The organism is Kocuria sp. NPDC057446 (genome assembly GCF_042802875.1).
In the GTDB taxonomy this organism is placed as follows: domain Bacteria; phylum Actinomycetota; class Actinomycetes; order Actinomycetales; family Micrococcaceae; genus Kocuria.
Genome location: NZ_JBHVDI010000004.1, coordinates 14,990 through 32,547 on the forward strand (window position 1 = coordinate 14,990; position 17,558 = coordinate 32,547).

General features: G+C 69.6%; 15 protein-coding genes. 5 read left to right on the forward strand and 10 right to left on the reverse strand.

Annotated elements, in window-relative coordinates; genetic code table 11:
- Window positions 1–38: 38 nt before the first annotated feature.
- The 5 genes from ACFU0Y_RS01095 to ACFU0Y_RS01115 form a co-directional block, all read right to left on the reverse strand.
- Window positions 39–728, reverse strand: coding sequence for a hypothetical protein (locus ACFU0Y_RS01095; protein WP_380212591.1), 690 nt, complete (start codon window positions 726–728; stop codon window positions 39–41).
- Complete coding sequence (locus tag ACFU0Y_RS01100; protein WP_380212592.1) at window positions 725–1,027, reverse strand: sigma factor-like helix-turn-helix DNA-binding protein; 303 nt, start codon at window positions 1,025–1,027, stop codon at window positions 725–727. The genes ACFU0Y_RS01095 and ACFU0Y_RS01100 overlap by 4 nt, the downstream gene beginning before the upstream one ends.
- Entirely contained in the window at window positions 1,024–1,338 is a 315-nt protein-coding gene (locus tag ACFU0Y_RS01105) for a hypothetical protein (RefSeq protein WP_380212593.1), read from the reverse strand. Before ACFU0Y_RS01105 ends, ACFU0Y_RS01100 begins: the two co-directional genes overlap by 4 nt.
- Window positions 1,339–1,546: 208 nt before the next feature.
- On the reverse strand, window positions 1,547–2,695 hold the full coding sequence (locus ACFU0Y_RS01110; protein ID WP_380212594.1) for a DUF6226 family protein: 1,149 nt from the start codon (window positions 2,693–2,695) through the stop codon (window positions 1,547–1,549).
- Window positions 2,696–2,789: 94 nt separating this feature from the next.
- Complete coding sequence (locus ACFU0Y_RS01115; protein ID WP_380212595.1) at window positions 2,790–4,541, reverse strand: GMC oxidoreductase; 1,752 nt, start codon at window positions 4,539–4,541, stop codon at window positions 2,790–2,792.
- Between the two features lie 642 nt (window positions 4,542–5,183).
- Between ACFU0Y_RS01115 and ACFU0Y_RS01120 the strand changes: the two genes are divergently transcribed.
- Both ACFU0Y_RS01120 and ACFU0Y_RS01125 read left to right on the forward strand, forming a co-directional pair.
- Window positions 5,184–6,185 carry a tyrosinase family protein gene (locus ACFU0Y_RS01120; RefSeq protein ID WP_380212596.1) on the forward strand — a complete coding sequence of 334 codons (1,002 nt, stop codon included), beginning with the start codon at window positions 5,184–5,186 and terminating at the stop codon, window positions 6,183–6,185.
- A gap of 168 nt (window positions 6,186–6,353) precedes the next feature.
- Entirely contained in the window at window positions 6,354–8,765 is a 2,412-nt protein-coding gene (locus ACFU0Y_RS01125) for a hypothetical protein (RefSeq protein ID WP_380212597.1), read from the forward strand.
- A gap of 127 nt (window positions 8,766–8,892) precedes the next feature.
- Here the strand turns inward: ACFU0Y_RS01125 and ACFU0Y_RS01130 are convergent, their stop codons facing one another.
- A complete protein-coding gene (locus ACFU0Y_RS01130; RefSeq protein WP_380212598.1) occupies window positions 8,893–10,377 on the reverse strand; it encodes a sugar transferase in 1,485 nt (494 codons plus the stop codon).
- Between the two features lie 493 nt (window positions 10,378–10,870).
- On the opposite strand from ACFU0Y_RS01130, the gene ACFU0Y_RS01135 reads away from it, so the two are divergent.
- The 3 genes from ACFU0Y_RS01135 to ACFU0Y_RS01145 all read left to right on the forward strand — a co-directional run bounded on the left by ACFU0Y_RS01135 (window position 10,871) and on the right by ACFU0Y_RS01145 (window position 13,059).
- A complete protein-coding gene (locus ACFU0Y_RS01135) occupies window positions 10,871–11,488 on the forward strand; it encodes a 50S ribosomal protein L25/general stress protein Ctc (RefSeq protein WP_380212599.1) in 618 nt (205 codons plus the stop codon).
- A 98-nt stretch (window positions 11,489–11,586) separates the two neighbouring features.
- Window positions 11,587–12,165 (forward strand): aminoacyl-tRNA hydrolase, encoded by a 579-nt coding sequence (gene pth, locus ACFU0Y_RS01140; protein WP_380212600.1) that lies wholly within the window; start codon window positions 11,587–11,589, stop codon window positions 12,163–12,165.
- A gap of 147 nt (window positions 12,166–12,312) precedes the next feature.
- Window positions 12,313–13,059, forward strand: coding sequence for a hypothetical protein (locus tag ACFU0Y_RS01145; RefSeq protein WP_380212601.1), 747 nt, complete (start codon window positions 12,313–12,315; stop codon window positions 13,057–13,059).
- Window positions 13,060–13,075: 16 nt separating this feature from the next.
- On the opposite strand, the gene ACFU0Y_RS01150 is transcribed toward ACFU0Y_RS01145, so the two are convergent.
- From ACFU0Y_RS01150 to ACFU0Y_RS01165, 4 genes are read right to left on the reverse strand one after another with little or no spacing between them, the layout of a single operon-like run.
- Window positions 13,076–14,416, reverse strand: a complete 1,341-nt coding sequence (locus ACFU0Y_RS01150; RefSeq protein WP_380212602.1) for a polysaccharide biosynthesis protein — start codon at window positions 14,414–14,416, stop codon at window positions 13,076–13,078.
- Window positions 14,413–15,756, reverse strand: a complete 1,344-nt coding sequence (locus ACFU0Y_RS01155) for a hypothetical protein (RefSeq protein WP_380212603.1) — start codon at window positions 15,754–15,756, stop codon at window positions 14,413–14,415. Before ACFU0Y_RS01155 ends, ACFU0Y_RS01150 begins: the two co-directional genes overlap by 4 nt.
- On the reverse strand, window positions 15,753–16,814 hold the full coding sequence (locus ACFU0Y_RS01160) for a glycosyltransferase (protein WP_380212604.1): 1,062 nt from the start codon (window positions 16,812–16,814) through the stop codon (window positions 15,753–15,755). Before ACFU0Y_RS01160 ends, ACFU0Y_RS01155 begins: the two co-directional genes overlap by 4 nt.
- Window positions 16,811–17,524, reverse strand: a complete 714-nt coding sequence (locus tag ACFU0Y_RS01165; protein WP_380212605.1) for a YveK family protein — start codon at window positions 17,522–17,524, stop codon at window positions 16,811–16,813. Before ACFU0Y_RS01165 ends, ACFU0Y_RS01160 begins: the two co-directional genes overlap by 4 nt.
- Between the last annotated feature and the right edge of the window lie 34 nt (window positions 17,525–17,558).

Below are 17,558 nucleotides of genomic sequence, written 5' to 3' on the forward strand. Positions count from 1 at the left end.
CCCGTGCCACGGCCCGTGGCGGGGCTGAGGGGGACACGTCAGCGGATGACGGGAAGTGGGGACGCGGTCACGCTCGGAGGTGTCGAACCGGTGCCTTCGGTGCCTCCGCTGACGGTGATCTCCGCGGTGCCCTCGACGTCCTGCAGGGAGGCGACGAGAGTGGCTCGGCCCGGGCGGATGGCGATGACGGTACCGGGATCCGGGCCGACGGAGACGACGCCGGGAACCCTTCCCTCTCCTTCGCCTTCCGTGATGCGCCACGACAGCTCCTCGACCGGAATCGGTCTCGTCGGTCCGTTGTCGTAGATCCCCGTCGCGCGGACCGAGGAACTGTCTCCCGGGGCCATCGACACCATGGACGGATCGAGCCGAATCTGAACGAGCCTGGGGTCTGCAGGCCTGGTGTCGGTAGGCCTGGGATCAGTAGGACCGGGGTCGATGGGAGTCGTGTCGGTGGGTTCAGGAGATCCGATGGGGCTGGAGGGGAGGACAGACCCCGATCCGGTCGGGGGTGGCGTGTTCTCGGGCAGGGAATCCGCACCTCCGAGTGTCAGCAGCCCCACCCCGAGCATCACGGCTGCCAGCATGATCACGGCGGCGTGGATGGCCCACAGCCGGCTCCGGTAGCGGCGCGCGCCCTGGGCCAGGGGGCGCCGGACGTCCGCGGGACGGCGTCGCGCCTTGTCCGCGGCCGCTGCCAACAGGGCCCGGCGGGTGGCGGGATTCATGCTGCGTCGCCGCCCGGGCTGGGCCTGTCGAGCACGGCTCGCGCTGCCTCCAGGTCCTGCCTGACCGCTGCCAGAGGTCTGCCGGTCAAGGCTGCGATCTGCGTGGTCGGCAGGTCCACGAACTCGCGGAGCACCACGACGATGCGTTCATCCAGTGAGAGGGCGCTCAATGGCGTGGCAGAGTCGGACGCAGTGCCGCCCGGTGGCCGGCCCCCGCCGGGCGGTGCCACCCAGCGGCGATGGGTGACCAGCAGGTGCACGAACACGCACAGCACGTAGAGGCGCAGCTCCGGACTCACGGGCCCCGCCAGGTGGCCGCGGTCTTCGCCCATGACGCTTCCAGGAGCTCCGCGGACAGGGACAGGTCCTCGCACAGCAGCTGTGCGTACAGCTCGAGATCCCCTTTCTGGCTGTCGAAGGCCTTGCCGAGCTCCTCCTCACGGTCCCGGAGCGCCGCGGAGATCTTCACCCCGGAGGGAAAACCGCACTCGACCTCCCGGATCGCCGGGAACACCACCGTGAGCACCAGGATCGCCGCCCCCAGCCCCAGGCTCACCGACTCGCTGATCGGATGGAGGTCCAGACCCTCGAGCTGTCCGACGACGATCACTCCTGTTCCGAGGACGCCCAGCGCGACGCGTGCCGGCGTCAGCGCCGCTCGCAGTCGACGCGGGGGAACCTCACACATGGCCCATCACCGGTCCACCCCACGGGACGCCAGCTGCCGATGACGTGGACCCGGCGTGGTCAGGCTCGCGACTGCGACTCATCGGTGATCTCCTGGTCAGGGCGGCAGTTTCCTTGGTGGGGGGGTGGGCTCAGCGGGGTCGGAGTGGCCAGGGCCGCCACCCGTCGGGGAGGCCGGCCAGACGGCGCTCGATGTCCTGGGCCGGGATCCTGGCGATCTGATCGGGGTGGAGCTCTCCGGAGCTGCGGACCTCGCTGGAGCCGTCGGGGGACGCCCAGGCGTACTCGTAGGCTCGTCGGCGGCCCACGGGGTAGCGTTCGCGGAACGCGCCGGCGGCCACGGCCAGCACGAACTGTTCGAGTTCGTCGGCCTGGTTCTCTGCGGTCTCGTCACAGGCATCGCAGGAGCAGTCGGGAAAGGGCAGCTCGCACAGCAATCCGGCGTGGAGGAGCACGCCCGGGTCGCTGGTGCACACGATGGTCAGCGGAGCGGCGTCGGGCCGGGCCGGGGTGAGCCGGGTGGCCCGGGTCGGATGGTCCGGGACGTAGAGCAGGTCCTGGGCGCAGGAGAGATCCTGGACGACCTGCACCTCGTAGGTGCCGGTGAGGTGGTCCACGAGGGCGTCGGCGACCTGGTGGAGGCCGGCGAAGCGCTCCGGATGGGTGATCCTGCTGTAGGCATCCTCGGGCGGATCGTCCTCCTCCCACCGTCTTCCGTAGGGGATCGGGCGGCCCTCGGAGGTGTGGAACACCTGCTGGGGCAGGGGCGGGCGCCGGTAGCCGGCAGCACCCACCGGGGTCGGTGGCGGCGCGGTGGTGGGGACGGGTTCCCAGTGCGCCCAGTCCTCCACGTCGTCGACGAACGCGTCGATCTGGTCGTCGGTGGCCAGGTGCAGGTGCTCCACCAGAACAGATATCTCGAACCGGCCGCCTTCGGCGTCCACGGTGACACTGCCGTCGGTGCTCTGCTGCCATTGGGCGTCGGGGCGCAGACCGGTCAGGGTGTTGCCGATGAAGACGGTTGCCGCCGCAGCCAGGGCGGGGTCGGACCGCAGGCGGTGGACGTGCTCGCGCAGGAACGACACCAGAGCCGGCAGATCACCGGCCAGGACCTGTGGACGTACCTGCTGGGCGGCGCAGAAGCTCAGGAACGGACCGTAGCCGGACACATGCCGGATGAGGGCCGCGTTCTCGACCTGGACGAAGTCGCTGGTGCTCTGGTTCCGGGGCACCGGCAGCGGCTGGACCGGCCCGTCGAAGACGTCCTCAGCGGGATCCATGGGCCACCTCTCGTTGCGACCCGTGGTGCGCTGTGGGTCCAGGGCCGGGCTCCTCCCGGCCGAGCGACCCCTGGATCCGTTCGACGGCAGGCATTCACTGGTCCTTCCACCGGGAGAAGAGGTGTTCGGACAGGCGGAGGGCGAGGGCAGCCAGGACGCGGACCGGATTGGCTGCGGAGCTGAACGGCATCACCGACATGTCACAGACGTAGAGGCCGTCGGCGCCGCGCACCTGCAGGTCTTCGTCGACCACCGAGTCCGAGGTGATCCCCTCGCCGCGGGCGGGACGGTAGGGCATGGCGAGGGTGCCTGCGGCGTGGTGCACGGTGCCGCGACCGAAGCCCTTGCCGTCGTGACCGAGCGGAGCCGTGGTGGGGACCTCCCCCGTGTTCCGGACGGCGTAGCCCGGCGGCGGGGGATCGCCGCAGTACTCGAACTGATCCAGGATGCGAGTGCCCACGCCGTTGAGTTCGGCGAAGATGTTCTGCATGTTCCGGCCGGTGAGCCGCTCGATCCTGGACACGGTGTGGGACGTCCAGTTCAGGTTGGAGAAATCGATCTGTGAGACGTACTCGCCCGGTGGAGCAGGGTGCACAGCGTTGCCGGGATCCAGGCAGTTGGCGAAGCTGAATTTGAAGTCCAGTACCGAGGCGGCCCCCGGCGGTTGCAGATCTCGGGTGTCGGGGTCGTTGTCGCGGCGGTGCCAGTACTCGTGGTTGATGTTCAGCTCGACGTTGAACGGGTGCTGGACGTCCTGATCTCCGCCGTCGTTCCTGGGATAGAAGATGATCTTCGCGTGCTCGTTCCGGGGAATCTCCAGAGTGGTGCCCCTGCACCGGGTGACCAGGGCCGCGCGGCTGTCGGTGGTGGGGTGATCGGTCAGGCCCTTGCCGATCCCGTTCCGCACCGCTTCATCGAGGGACCGGCCCAGGGCCGAACGCATGAGAAGTCTGGGGCTCTCGATCGAGCCGCCGGCCAGCACCACCCGCGGAGCGTAGTAGGAGCGGGATCGGCCGGTGAGGGTGCTGCGGCTGACCAGGCGCAGCCAGTTGCTGGGGAGGCGTTGGATGTCCTCCACGTACTGGTTGAGCTGGAGGTGCAGGCCCGAGCCGTTGTGGTCACGGTCGCGCCCGAGCTGGTTGATCAGCAACTCGGCGGTGTTGAACACGCCGGTGGGTTCGACGAAGTACTTCTCCTGGGACGTTCCCCTGTCCACGAGGTACGGCTGGTGCAGCGCGCGGGGCGTCTGGTGGATCTCGAAGTCGTCGCCGAGCTCGGTGCGGCGCAGGTGGTCGACCAGCTCCTCGGCCTTCGACCCCATGGTGGCCGACTCGTTCATCGTTCTTCCAGCGGCCTCCAGCCGGTTGATCGTCGTTCCGGGGACAGCGACCACCGGGTCGGTCAGTGCCTCGCGGACGCCGTCCGGAAAGAACTCGAGCTCCCACGGTTGGATGGTGGGAATGAGCCCCGACCAGAACACCGAACGTCCTCCGAGGTTCAACTGAGGAGCCTCATGGATGTAGCGCTGGTCCGCGAAGCCGCCGGGTTGCCAGAACGTCTGGCAGGCGAAGCTGCGGGCGATCTCCGCGTTGTCGAACCTCGAGGTGTTGTAGACGTGGGTGGGAAACAGATACGAACCCGCCTCGAGCACCAGCACACGCGGAGCGCCTTTCGCACTGTCGACGTGCTCCACCAGGTCGTCAGCAAGCAGTCCGCCTCCGATGCCGGAGCCGATGACGATGACGTCGAAGTCGTCCCTCGTGCCCTGGTACTGGGTGAAGAAACGCCGTTGCACCTCGCTGTCGGCGGCGATGAGTCCTCGGTACTGCGAGGGATGGAAGCCCACGGTCGTCTCCTTCGCGTCCTCGGCTGCCAGACGCCGGCTGCTCTCCAGGACGGCCGGCTGGACGGTGCACCAGGGAAGGAACGGGACGGAACAGCTCCGCATGCTGTTCCGTCCCGCGCTCGCTTCCCGAGTGCTGCGGCTCGTCCTCGCCATCTCCCGGACACGGGGCGGCGACAGGAGGCGCTGACGGTGATCCACGCTGATCACCCGGTGTTCTCCCTGGTCAGACCAGGATGGGGACTGCACGGGGGCAGTTCAACAGTGATCGCGAACATGACGTCAGCGGGCCCGCGTCGACGTCGGGGCCGACCCGGGGCGACGGCCCCGCAGCGCATCGATTCTGTGACCGTGCTCGATCGGTTTGACGTTCCAGTAGTCACACAGGCGTCACGCCGCACCGCAGATGATCGAGGACTGCACAACCGGCTCTTCAGGATCCACCGACGCGTCGCCACCCGCTGCACCGTGGACCCCGACAAGCCTCGATACCGATGCCGTCGGTGGGGTCGATCTGATCGCCCGACCGGAAGGTCTGGAGAACTCGACTCCGGGGCGGCACGTCATTCCCCGCGGACTGAAGCCGTTGCGCTGGAGGGACAGGGTGCATCTCGTTCTGCCATTCAAGACGTCGGAGGCGATGACATGATTACCCGGAAATCCGTCGCGAACCTGTCGGGAGAGGAACGGAAGGCGTTCGTCGACGCTCTCCTCGCGGTGAAAGCGGCGGGGAAGTACGAAAAGTTCGTGCACTGGCACCATGAGGTCATGGCACCTGCAGTGCTGCCTGACGAACCTCATGACAGCTTGTACCGCAACGGGGCCCACCGCGGACCCGCGTTCCTGCCCTGGCACCGGCAGTTTCTGATGGAGCTGGAGGAGGAGCTGCGCACGGTGGATCCTGACGTGTCCATCCCGTACTGGGACTGGAGCGCGGACGCCGCCGATCCCACCGGTTCCGTCATCTGGTCCGATGACTTCATGGGCGGGGACGGGGTGCGCAGCGACGAGTGGCGAGTCGCCACGGGTCCGTTCGCGCACACGAATGGACACTGGCCCGTCCCGGACCACGGCGAGGAGGGGCTTCCAGGGCCGGGCCTGAAACGGATGTTCGGCGTGGTCCTGCAGCCTTCGTCCCTGCCAACGCGCGAGGACGTGGCCCTCGCCCGCGCCGAGACGTTCTACGACACCCCTCCGTACAGCCCCGGTCCCTTCACCACGGGGTTCCGCAACCGGATAGAGGGGTTCGTCACGCAACGGGGTGACAGCCGGGTGACGACTCGGGGCTCTCAGCTTCACAACAGGGTCCACGTGTGGGTGGGCGGGAACATGCTGTTGATGACCTCACCGGACGATCCCGTCTTCTTTCTCCATCACTGCTTCATGGACAAAGTGTGGGCCGACTGGCAGGAGCGGCTGCAGGCAGTCAATCCGGAAGGAGCTCCCCACTACGCGCCTCTGCAAGAGGGCCCTCCCGGACACAACATCGATGACGCGCTGAGACCCTGGAGCGTGACCGTCCGTGACGTCCTCGACATCGAAGCTCTCGGATACGCCTACGAGGGCGGCGTCTCAGACGTGCGCGCACGTCCACAGGCGGATCACGTTGCTCGACTTCGTCGGCACAGCCCCTTCTGGACAGAATGATCCGCCGTTGCCCTCGGGTCCGCACCCGGGGGAGGTGTGATTCGAGATCGTCGAGCGCGACGGGTCACTTGATGGCCCGCGTGGCATGGCGACACAGCGTGCCGTCACAGCGACACGGCTCGCTTCCAAGAACAGTCGGTTGAGCTCACAACCAGTCACGAGGTTCACATGTACCACACGACGGCGCACCTCACGTCGGCTGAGTTGGCGCTGGTTGAATGCATGGTCAAGGGCACCGTCTTTGGACCGGTGACCCAGTCCAGAGTCAATCTGCCGGTGATCAACGCCCGGGTCATTCGCGACGTGCTCCGCGGCCTGTACGACGATGTTGTTCCCGATCCGAAAGGTCTCCGTCTGCGCTGCACGCGCATCGCCGGGCGCATTGACCTCGACCACCTGGAAACCAGGATTCCCCTGGAGCTCGATCAGTGCGAGATCCCCGAGGGCCTGACAGCTGTCCGGGCCCGGCTGGCCAGCTTGCGGCTTAACCGTGCGTCCAAAGAACGCGCTGCATCGGAGGAAGCTGTCATCCACCTGGAGGGCCTCCATGTTGAGGCGCTCGGCCTGACCAGGACACACCTCGTGAATGAGATGGGTCCTGCTCTGTCCGCCGATGGACTGGTGGTGGAAGCCGATGCCGAGTTCAAGGAACTTTCCGTCCGCGGCCGGAGCTCGGAAGGAGTGGTCCGGCTGCGCGGAGCCACGGTGGGCGGTCACCTCGTCCTGACCGGCGCCCGGCTCACCAACACGTCCGGCCCAGCCCTGTACGCCAATATGCTGACCGTCAAGGGCAGCGCCTATCTCGATGAGGATTTCTTCGCGCAAGGCAACGGGCCTGATGGGGCCGTCCGACTGCGTGGAGCCACTGTTCAAGGGTGGCTCAGTTTGAGGAATGCGCGGCTCATCAACGAGACCGGCCCCGCGCTCGTGGCAGACCGGCTCACCGTCGCGTCCAACGCCTATCTCGACAAGTGGTTCATCGCTCGGGGCAACAGCAGAGACGAGGGAACCGTTCAATTGACGGGAGCCACCATCGGCGGACAGCTTCTCCTGACAGGCGCCCGGCTCAGCAACGAATCCGGTTCCGCCCTGGTCGCTGATCGGCTCACAGCCCACGCCAATATGTATCTCGATGTGGATTTTTCCGCCCGCGGCTGCGGGCCCAGGGGGGCGGTTCGCTTGCGCGGAGCTGCGATCAAGGGGTGGCTGAGTCTGAGTAGGTCGATGCTGATCAACGAGTCCGGTCCCGCCCTGGTCGCCAACTCGCTCACCGTGGGGTCCAACGCCTATTTTGATCGGCAGTTCATCGCCCGAGGCAACAGCACGGAGAAAGGGACGGTCCATCTGCCGGGGGCCTCCATCGGTGGAAAGCTCGACATGGGAGCGGCCCTGATCACCAACAAGTCCGGACGTGCACTTGTGGCCGACAGGCTCAGTGTCGTGGCCAACGCCTATCTCAATGAGCGTTTCACCGCCCGGGGCCACAGCGCGGAAGATGGAGCAGTTCACCTGCACGGGGCGACGATCGGCGGGAAGCTCGACATGAGAGCCGCTTCCATCACCAACACGTCCGGGCCTGCCCTCTACGCCAATGAACTCACTGTCGTTGCCAATGCGTATTTGAATGCGGGATTCACCGCCCAGGGCTCCGGGCCCAAAGGTGCCATCCGTTTGCGCGGGGCGACCTTCCAGGGATGGCTCGATATCACGGATGCCTTGATCACCAACGAGGCGGGCCCTGTCCTGTCCGCCGATGGGGTCACGATAAAACAGAACTTGTATATCGGTCTGGTGTCCGGTGACGAAGGCCGCCAACAGGAATCCGTGTCGCGGAACATCACCAAGGCACGAAATAAGCGCAGGAGTGACCATGCCGCAGTGGTGCTGACCGGGGCCGAGGTCGGCGCCACACTGAAGATCTCCCGTAGCACACTCGACGCAGCGCGCACGTCAGGTGACTGGGACATCACCGGCCTGACGTACCGGACTCTCGAGGCTGAGACGGCGCAGTACTGGCTCGACTTCCTGCGGTATGGCACCAGGGACTACTCGCCTCAGCCATATCAGGAGTTCGCCTCCTTCGCCCGAAGTCAGGGGGAGGAGAGGCTGACCCAGAAGATACTGATCGCCCAGCGTGACGATCAGCTCTCGCCCAGACCAGGCCATGGTGGGCAGCTCACCGACAGGCAGAAGGCGGCACTGTGGGTGCTTCGGCTGACTGTCGGGTACGGGTATCGGACTTGGAGAGCCCTGGCGTGGTTGGCAGGCCTCGTCGTGGTGGCCGTGGTGACGACCCACCTTTTCGGGGCATCGAGGTGGAGCGCACTGCGCCGGCCGGACGATTCGAAACCCGAAGCCGAGTGGGAAACGTGCCAGGAAATCGACCTCTGGCTTCTTGGATTGGAGACCATTCCTCTGGTGCCGCTGCTGCCCGTCGAGGCCGACCACTGCACGATCATCGACACGCCGCAAGGAACGATCTATCTGGTCGTCAGCATGGTGCTGAAGATTCTGGCCTGGGCACTGGTGACTCTGTTCATCGCCGGCTACTCCAACATAGTGCGCAAACCCGGCCCCTGATCTTCGTCTGATCCGTGGGCGAGGCCTGCCGTGGCGGTCTGCGTCGTCGCACATCTCCACCTCGGTGCGGCGTGCCCGAGCCCTCGTGGAACCGCTCCCCTGCGCGGTACGTCCCCGCTGCGGTCGATCAGTGCGCGCCCTCCTTGGCGACCACGGCCTTGACGGTGCGCAGCAGGATCACGAAGTCCTGCACCGGGGACCAGTTCTCCACGTAGTAGAGGTCCAGGCGCACGGCCTGCTCCCAGTCCAGGTCGTCCCGCCCCGAGACCTGCCACAGCCCGGTGATGCCCGGCTTCACCCGCAGCCGGCGGTGGACGTGCTCCTCGTACTGAGCCACCTCGGAGGGCAGCGGCGGGCGCGGGCCCACCAGGGACATCTCTCCCCTGAGGACGTTGAGGAACTGCGGGAGCTCGTCGAGGCTGTACTTCCGCATCCACCGGCCCGGGGCGGTGACCCGGGGGTCGTCGGCCATGAAGAACAGCACCCCGCCCTTGGCGTCGTTGGCGGCCATCAAATCGGCCTTGCGCTCCTCGGCGTCGGGATACATCGAGCGGAACTTCAGCATCCGGAACGTCGTCCCGTCGAGCCCGGTCCGCTCCTGGGCGAAGAGCACGGGCCCGCCGTCGTGGTTCTTGACGATCAGCGCGAGCACCGCCATGACGGGGGAGAGGGCCACCAGCGCGGCGACCGCGCCCGTGATGTCCACCAGGCGCTTGAGCATCCGCCGGGAGCGGCTCAGCCGCGGCGTGGAGACGTGGATCAGCGGCAGCCCGGCCAGCTGCTGGGTGTGGATGCGCGGGCCGGCGACGTCGGTGAGCCCGGTGTCCAGGACCAGGCGGATCCGCTCGTCGGCCAGGTACCAGGACAGGTGCCGGACCTCCTCCGAGCTCAGCGGCGCGCTCGCGGCCATCACCAGGGTCTCGATCCGGTGGGTCCGGCACGCGGCCACGATCCCCTCCACGGACGGCGCCTCCCCGGCCGGGAGCATGTTCTCGGGCATCCGCACCCGGGCCAGGTGGCGCGGCAGGACCCGGGACGACGACGGCGCGTAGACCGCCACCGGGTCGAAGCCCGCGGCCGGGTGCTGCTGCAGGGACTGGAGCATCTCCACGACCCCCGGCACGCGCCCGACCACCAGGGTCCGGGACATCGCCTCCCCGCCGAGCCGGCGGCGGGTCAGCCCTCGCCGCACCAGGCCGCGCCCGGCGAGCAGCAGGAGCGTGCCCAGCGGCAGGGCGATGACGATGTAGCTGCGGGCCATCGGCACGCCGAGCACGTAGGAGGTGATCGCCAGGGCGCCGAAGAACACCAGGGTGGCGCTGACCACCTGCCGGCTCTCCTCCACCCCGTAGCCGATCAGCCGCACGTCCCGGGCGCCCCGCAGCTCGAGCCAGGCCCACCAGGCCGCCCCGAGCACGACGCCCACCAGCCAGTACGGCACCGGCACTCCGCCGAACGGCAGCGACCCCTCCTCCAGGCCGAAGCGGATCAGCTGCGTCAGCCCGATCGTGGCGGCCAGGGCCACCGCGTCCAGGCGGCGGAGGCTCCGGATGTGGGTCTCCCGCCAGGCGGCGGGTCGTACGGTCACGTTCTTCTTCAGCACGTTGGTCACTCCCCCCGAGTGTGCGAGGGCCGGAACACTCCCCTGACGCCCCCCGGCGTGGTTCCGGCCCTCGTCAATGACTTTACAAGTGCACATCGATGAAAACACAGGATGCACATCGGGTGACTAGGGGGTTGGCGATCGCGTCAGGCCGTGCTGCCCACCGAGTGGGGGACGGGTGAGCAGGGGCCTGACCGACGGGCTGATGCCGGCGAGGGAACGGCGATGCGGTGCCGGGTGAGCGGTGTCGTGCCTGGTCCTACCGGGCAGTACCGACGATCCGCGGGGCTGTCCGCCCGGTCGTGCTAGCCTTGTCCGGTTGCCAAGGCGAGGGGACCCCCACGGGTCCCGTGATCGACGACGGCTGGTTGAACGTTCCCGTCCCCACTTGTGCGGTGCCACCCTTCCGGGTGCGTCGCACGGCGTCGAAGGATGCGGGGGAGGGTCTGCGGCCGGTATCGCCTGGCCATTGCCACGACAGACCCGAGAACGAGGAGTTCCCATGGTTGACACCATCCGCATCCCCGCCACCACGCGCACGGACTTCGGCAAGGGCTATGCCCGCCGGATCCGCAACAACAACCAGATCCCCGCGGTGGTCTACGGCCACGGCGCCGAGCCCAAGCACGTGATCATCCCCGGTCACGAGACCATGCTCGCGGTGCGCAACTCCAACGCCGTGCTCGAGCTCCAGGTCGACGGCGACACCGAGCTGGTCATGGTCAAGGACATCCAGCGCCACGCCACCCGCCCGGAGATCCTGCACGTGGACCTGCTGGCCGTGCGCCGCGGCGAGAAGGTCGAGGTCGAGATCCCCGTGCACGTCATCGGCGAGGTCGAGCCGACCGCCGTGCACAACGTCGAGGAGAACACCCTCACGGTCGAGGCCGACGCCCTGAACGTGCCCGAGGCCGTGACCATCAACCTCGACGGCCACGGCGTGGGCGACCACGTCTACGCCGCCGACGTCCGCCTGCCCGAGGGCGTGGCCATGATCTCCGACCCGGAGCTGCTGGTCATCAACGTCTCCGAGCCCCAGGCCCAGGACCTCGGCGAGGACTCCGCCGGCGGCGAGGACACCGCCCCCGAGGGCGACGTCGTCCCCGAGAACGAGGCCTGAGCTCCATCGTTCGACTGATTCCGCGCGGTGCGGGGTGGCTGCGGCTGCCCCGCACTTCGCATGAGCGCACCGACCCGCAGACTTCCCAGGAGGCACCGATGTCCGACGCATGGCTGGTGGTGGGACTGGGCAATCCCGGTCCCGAGTACGCCCGGACCCGGCACAACGTGGGACAGATGGTCCTCGACGAGCTCGCCACCCGGCTCGGCGGGTCCTTCAAGGTGCACAAGGCCCGCGCCCAGGTCCTGGAGTCCCGGCTGCGCCCGGGCGGGCCGCGGGTGGTGCTGGCCAAGCCGATGACCTACATGAACACCTCCGGCGGGCCCGTGGCCGGGCTGGCGAAGTTCTACGACATCCCGCCCGAGCGGGTGATCGCGGTGCACGACGAGATCGACATCCCCTTCGCCGCGCTCAAGCTCAAGATCGGCGGGGGAGAGGGCGGGCACAACGGGCTGCGGGACATGTCCAAGGCCCTGTCCACCAAGGACTACCACCGGATCCGGGTGGGAGTGGGGCGCCCACCGGGGCGGATGGACGCGGCCTCCTACGTGCTCAAGCCCTTCTCCTCCGTCGAGGGCAAGGAGCTGCCCTTCCTGCTCGACGACGCCGCCGACGCCGTCGAGCACCTCGTGGAGCACGGCCTGCTCGAGGCGCAGCAGAAGTTCCACGCCCGCTGACCAGCACGCGGCTCCCTGCACGCCCTCAGGATGTGCTCGGGCAACGTCCTTAGACTTCCCGCAGGCGCGCGGGCCGTCCGTCCCGGCGCCCATCGGGGGAAGGATCACGGGGTGCGTTCGAGGGTGCAGAGGGGCTCGCATCGTGCCGTGCCGGGATCCGGCACGCGCCGGCTGGGCGTGCTCGCCGTGGGGCTGCTCGCCGTCGACGCCCTGGCGCTGACCTCCCACCGCCTGCACCACGCGGTGCTGCGGGCCGATCCGGACGAGCGCTGGCCGCTGCCCTTCCGCAGCCGAGCGGTCTGGAACGGCGGCGCCGACGGGTCCCTCCTCGAGCTCTGGGGCCTGCTGCAGCTGAGCGTCGCCGCGGTGCTCCTGGTGCTCCTGGCCCGGCGGGCGCCGGGCCGGCGGGTCCTGGGGATGTGGGGAGCGGTCCTGCTCGCCATGGTGCTCGACGACCTGTTCCGCCTGCACGAGCGGGCCGGAGCGCGCCTGCGGCTGGAGCGGTGGACCACCGAGCTGTCCGCCGCCGGCGGCCAGGAGCTGGGCGGACTCGTGTTCTGGGCGGTGGCGGGAGCCGTCCTGGGCGCCGCACTGATCGGCGCCCACGCGGCCAGTGTCGCTCCCGCCCGGCGGGCCTCCCTGCTGCTGCTGGCCACCACGGCGCCGCTCGGGGCGGTGGCCGTGGCCTACGTGCTGCTCAGCGCCTTCGGCGGGGGACTGGTCCACGGTCTGCCGGGGCTCGTGCTGGTCGACGTGCGGGTCACCGTCAAGCTGCTCACCATGACCGCCTGCCTGGTGCTGGCGCTGCGCTGGACGCTGAACCCACCGGGCGGGACCGTCCCGGGCGGTCCCACCGGAGCCGCCCGGGAGTCCACCGCGGCACCGGCCGCCTGACCGGTGCCGCCGCCGCTCACTCGGCCGGCTGCAGGGCCGCGGCGCGGCGTCGGGCGACGTCGCGGCGGATCCACCAGGCGTTGACGAGGACCTGGCACAGGCCCATGGCCACCACGGTGCTCCACACCGTGCCGGCGGCGCCGAGCACCGGGATCAGCAGCAGCGCCAGGCCGATCTTCAGCGGCACCATCACGATGATCGGCACGATCTGGAAGCGCAGTCCCTGCACGTCGGTCATGTACATGCCCAGCGGGAACTTCGCGGCCTCGACGGCCACGTAGGCGCTGAAGGCCACCAGCAGGGACACGGGCAGCTCGATCTTCCCGTCCGAGACGAAGCCCACCACCCACGGGGAGACCAGGCACAGCCCCAGTGCCAGGGCCGTCCCGCCGGCCACGAACACCAGCGACATCTGCCACGGCGCCTGGACGGTGGCCGTGGCGCGGTTGCGGGCGAACACCGGCCACAGGGCCACTCCGGCGGCGGCCACGGTCTGCAGGATGATGCCGAAGAGCTGATAGCCCAGGCTGTACTGCACCAGCTCCGTGGCCGGGGCCAGGTGGGAGAGCATGATCCGGTCCGTGGCCAGGGCGATGGGCAGCATGATCATCTGCACGAGCATCGGCCCGGCCACGTCCATGATGCGCAGTCCCGGGAACTGGCGCGGCCGCAGCAGCTGGCGGGCCACCCTGCCCAGCTGGGGCCGCAGCAGCCGCTGGGCCTGCCACAGCCCCAGGGCACCGGCCAGGGCGTTGGCGCCGTAGGAGAAGACCGCCAGCCAGCTGCCGGCCGGGGCGGACAGCGCCACGGCCAGGCTCACGAGCAGGAGCATGGTCGGTGCCACCACGAACTGGTTGGCGATCTGGCGGGTGGTGCGCCCCAGGCCCACGAGGATCCGGGTGCCCACCGCCAGGGGCAGTCCCACGGCGAAGATGATCATGGCGACCATGGCCGGGACCTCGGCCTCCGTGCTCATGGCGTGGCCGAGCAGGGGCCGCCACAGTCCGAGGACCGTCAGGACCACGGCCACCAGGCAGATCGCGGCGGTGGAGAGGAAGATGATCCGGAACGCCGAGAGCAGGGTGCGCCGCACGACGTCGTCCTGGGTGGGGTTCTGCGAGGAGGCGATCACACCGATCGCGGCCGCGGCGACCCCGAGGTCGGCGAAGGGCAGCAGGTCCCGCAGGGAGGTCAGCAGCCCGTACTGGGCGTAGGCCTCGGTGCCGAAGTTGCTGATGATCAGGCGGGTGGTGACGATGCCCACGAGCCCGGACATGCCCATGAGCACGACCTTGGCCACGGCGGTGGAGCCCACGGCGCGGAACTGCTGCCGCCGGGTCGTCGCGATGATGCTCACGGCCGGCCGTCCACGGGATCGGCCGGGGCAGGCAGACCGCGTCGTCGGAGTCCGAGGAAGCGCGGCGCCTTGTGCGGCACCAGGATCAGGCCCAGGCACAGGGTGAGGATCGGTGCCACCGTGTACAGCGGGCCGAAGAACATGGTCCACAGCGTGAACAGGAGCGTGGCGGCCTGCAGGGGCGTCACGGAGCGGGCGGAGAACTGCCGGGCCAGCGAGTCGACGAGCGCCCAGACCAGGAGGCCCGCGAGGACGAGTCCCGGCAGCCCGAACAGGGCCCACAGGTCGCCCACCCCGGAGTGCACCTCGAGGCTGCGGCCGAACATGTAGTTGTAGACGTAGCCGTTGTCCGGGTCGTAGTTCAGCCGGCTCATGGCCTCCTGGGCCGCGGTGATCCCTGTGGGGTTCAGCACCGTGCCGGAGCCGAAGCCCTCGGGCCGGTGCAGGAACAGCCCGGCCGTCGCGGCCATCTCGGGGCGTCCGCCGAGCAGCACCGAACCGGCCCGGAGCACCTGCTCCTCCGTGCGCAGCTGCGTGGACAGCCCGAGCGTGCCGTTGAGCGCGAGACGGGTGAACAGCCAGTAGGCCACCGCGCCCACGGCCCCCACGAGCAGGATCATGCGCACGGCGCCCATCCGCCGGATCCGGTCGGTCAGCGGCAGGGCCTGGACCGTGAGGACGACACCGGCCACCAGGAACATCCCGGTCAGGGACCGGGAGTCGAGGGCGGCCGAGACCACCACGAGCCCGAACAGGGCGAGGATCCCCAGCAGACGGCTGTGCAGGGCCTGCGCCCCGGCCAGCGCGAGGACCGCGACGGGCATGGCCCACTGGTACTTCCACGGGTTGTCGAGTCCCGGCACGGTCGTGGCCTCCGCCAGGAGTCCCAGGCCGAAGAGCAGGCCGATCTGCCACTCGCTCAGGACCGGCCGCAGCCAGAGAATCAGCCCGGCGCCCAGCACGGAGGCCGCCAGCAGGGCGGAGTTCTGCACGGACAGGGACCACGAGACCTCGTAGGTCGAGGAGCTGGCGGCGGTCAGCCAGGCCCCGGAGGCCACCGACGCCGCGGTCAGGCCCAGCAGCCACGGGAAGTGCCGGTAGCGCAGGGCGGTGGAGAGCCACAGCGGCAGCAGGGCGAGCGCCAGGACGCACCCGGTGGTCACCCCGGCGCCGAGCTCGATCCGCATCCCCGCGTTGATCAGGGCCACCGCGGCCGCGGCGAAGACGATCCAGAGGAGCAGCAGGTTCTGGTACGGGCGCCGGCCCTCGAGCCGGCCGGTCCCCGTGGTCGGTGCGCTGTCGGACTCCGAGCGCCGGTGCGCCGCCGGGGCGGCGCTCACCGCCGGTCCCCCGACGCGGCGGGTTCCGGGGCCGTCTCCTCGACGGCATCCCCGCGCGCCGTGGCCAGGGCCCGGCGGTAGGCCTCGGCGTGGTCCGTTCCGGCCGTCGACCACTCGCGCCGGCTCAGGTCGGGCCGGGCCGCGCGGCGGACCGGTCCGTCCGCGCGCACGGCGGCCAGGGCCCGCTGCAGGTCCTCGGCGTCGAGCTCGTCCTGGAACAGGTGCACCCACCCGGGGCCGACCTCCTCGGCCAGCCGCCGGTTGACCTCGTTGTCCGGGACCAGCACGGGGCGGTCGAGGGACAGGGCGGTGAGCACCCCGCCCGAGTTGTGCATGTGCCGGTAGGGCAGCACCACGAGCTCGGCCTCGGTCACGGCGGCGACCAGCTCGGCGTCGTCGACGAACGCGAAGCGGAACCGGACCCGAGGATCCTCCCCGGCCACCGCGCGCAGGTCGGCCGCGAGCTCCTCGTTCGAGGGCTGCCCGGACACGGACAGCGACAGCCGCGGGTCGGGCAGCGCCCGGAACGCCCCGACGAGCGTCTCGGTGCCCTTGTACCGGCGGATCATGCCCACGAACGCCAGCCGTCCCGGCACCGGGTCCCGCCGCTGCCGCCCGGCGAACCAGTCCCGGTAGTGCCCGTGCAGCACCAGGGAGCGGGGCTGGTGGTCGGGCAGCCGGGTGCACTCGTTGAGGACGATCCGGTGGGTGGTCCAGCGGTCGAACCAGGTGAGCAGCGCGCGCTCCACGGGGGAGATGCCCTCGGGCAGGTGCAGGTTGTGCACGGTGCGCACGATCGCGGTGCCCTGGAGGCGGAAGCGCAGCACCATGGCGGCGAACAGCACCTGCCGGGCGAGCTTCTTGGGCCCCGTCCGCCCGCCCACCAGGATCTCCGGCCAGTGCGCGTGGAAGACGTCCACCCGGCGGGTCAGCGCGGTGCGCCACGAGAACGTGGCGAACTCGATCCCCTCCGCCCGGGCCAGGGCACCGGCGAGCTGCACGATGTACGGGTTGGTCGTGGGCCGCGGCTGCGGAAACGACGACAGCACCGTGGTCATGAGCGGATGCCCTCCAGCTCGCGCTCGGGAACCGTGTAGTCCCGGTCACCGGGGAAGGGCTCAGCGGCGGCCCGGTGGCCCGACGAGGCCGGCCCGGTCGCCTGGCGGGAGCGCAGCAGCGCGAAGCGGGCGAGGCCGAACAGCACGGCGAGGAAGAAGCCCGCGCCCGCGCCGCCGGCGGCGTAGAGAGGTGTGCGCGGGGCGATCGGGTTCTGCGGGGTCGCCGCTTCGGCCACGGTCTGGAGCTCCAGCGTGGACGCGCCCTCGCTGGGCTCGGGGGCGGCGGCCTCGACGGCGGTCTCGAGGTGCTTGGCCACGGCGTTGGCCAGCCGCGCGGCGCGGGCCGGATCGGTGTCGTCCACGCTGATGTCGATGATCGAGGTGTTCACCGGGACCTGGGCGTTCACCTGGTCCGCGAGCCAGTCCACGCCGTAGGGGAGGGACACGTCCTCGAGGACGGGGTCCAGGACCACCCGGCTGTTCACCAGCTCCGCGTAGGAGTGGATCTGGTAGTTCATGTAGTTGCCCACCTCGCCGAGCTCGTCGTTGGAGACCCCGGGACTCGGGGTCAGCAGCACGGCGCTCCGGGCCTGGTAGGTGGGCGTGGTGTTGGTGGCCACGAGCAGGCCCGCGCCCAGGCCCAGCACGGTGAGCAGCACGATCACGAAGCGGCTGCGCCACACGGCGACGAGGTAGTCGATCGGTTCCATGACGGTGTTCTCCCCCTGCGGCCCGACGGGGTGG